This window comes from Flavobacterium glycogeni, assembly GCF_048286775.1.
Lineage (GTDB): Bacteria > Bacteroidota > Bacteroidia > Flavobacteriales > Flavobacteriaceae > Flavobacterium.
Map to the genome: position 1 here is coordinate 1 of NZ_JBLVPV010000064.1, position 1,719 is coordinate 1,719.

Here is a 1,719-nt window from a genome sequence, read left to right on the forward strand (position 1 = left end):
AACGTCAGTCTGTGAAAAAACTTCCGTTTGATTACGAACAAATATAGCAAAATACTGCTGTTAAAACAGGATTTTTCGTATTTTTAAGAATGCAACATATCCTAGGAATTTCCCGCCATCAGATGCGTATTTCATGTTTAGAAGACGCTATTGCGCCAGATAATCAAGTACGATTTATTGACGCATTTGTAACTTTCGTAGACCTTGCCAAACTTGGTTTTTCAGTTCAAACCCTCAAAAAAGAAGGCCGCCCGAGTTATAACAGCCAAGTGTTTCTGAAAATCTATCTATACGGCTATCTCAACGGATTAAGAAGCTCGCGAATATTGGAAAGAGAAACCTTCAGAAACATAGAAATGCAGTGGCTATTAGAAGCTATTCGTCCTAATTATCACAGCATCTCGGATTTCAGAAAAAACAATCCCGTTGCCTTGAAGAACACCTTTAAGCTCTTTGTATCGTTCTTGAAAGATGCCGATTTGATTGGGGGTGAAACCATTGCCATTGACGGCACCAAAAGCCGAGCGCACAATAGCAAGAAAGCCAATTTTAATCAAAAGAAAATTGACAGACATCTGGAATACATCGAAACCAAAACTCAAGAATACCTCGATGCTTTGGAAGCGAATGACACCAAAGAAAATCAGCCTAAGATCCAAAATATCCTGCAAAAGATAGAACGCTTACAACAAAACAAACTTCGTTATGATTTGCTGGAAGAAAAACTAAAAGCAAGCGGCGAACCGCAAATAAGTACTACCGATAGTGATGCCAGAGCCTTATTGGTGCAAGGACAAGTGGTTGAAATTTCATTCAATATACAGGCGGCTGTAGATGCCAAACACAATCTCGTGGTGGCCACGCACACCATCAACAAGAACGACCGCAGTGCCTTGTCAGCAATTGCTATCGAAGCCAAGGAAAATTTAGGAATAGAGACCTACACTGCCTTGGTGGACAAAGGCTACCATAATGGCAAACAAATAGAAGTTTGCAAACAAGCCAACATCACTACAATTGTGGCACAACCAGAACAAGGAAAAAATAAAGAAAACACCCTGCCTGATTATTTGGTGACCAAGTTCCAGTACGACAAAACTACCGACACCTACACCTGTCCGCAGGGAGAAACGCTTAAAACCACCGGCACCTGGCACAAGAAAACCACGGACAGAGACAGTTATGAGTTCAAGAGATACCGAACTCCAAAATGCAGAGAATGCCCTGTCAAAGATTTATGCACGAGCCGGACAGCAGGCAGAGACATAGATCGCAGTCAATATACCGATGCCGTAGAAGAAAACAACAAGCGCTACCAAGCAAATGCACAACTCTACCGAAAACGGCAGGAAATCAATGAGCACATTTTTGGCACTATCAAACGGCAATGGGGCTACAACCACACCAATTTAACGGGATTGGAAAAAGTAAATGGCGAACACAGCTTGATTATGTTGGTCTATAACATCAAACGCAGTATCAATATACTCGGCGTTCCTGATCTGATTGCGAAACTCCAAAAATGGAACTCACCCTACAAGGCAAAAGTCTTGTTTTTGCTAAAAACGAGTTATTTAAAGCTAAATACAACGTACGATTTTTATCCAATGAAATTTGCAGCCTAAAAAAAGAGCCTTCTCAAAAGGCCTTATTTGAATTGTAGGATTGTGAAATTTGAAGATTTTGAGAAAAAAAAGAGGTTTTTTCACAGCCTGACGT

General features: G+C 40.7%; 1 protein-coding gene. It reads left to right on the forward strand.

The window, feature by feature from the left end:
- Nucleotides 1-122 precede the first annotated feature (122 nt).
- On the forward strand, nucleotides 123-1,625 hold the full coding sequence (locus ACNQGX_RS18280) for an IS1182 family transposase (RefSeq protein WP_417978735.1): 1,503 nt from the start codon (nucleotides 123-125) through the stop codon (nucleotides 1,623-1,625).
- The last annotated feature ends 94 nt before the right edge of the window (nucleotides 1,626-1,719 follow it).

Excerpts from the sequence above, each read along its gene's own strand:
- ACNQGX_RS18280 (WP_417978735.1), top strand. The coding sequence starts at position 123 with ATGCGTATTTCATGTTTAGAAGACGCTATTGCGCCAGATAATCAAGTA.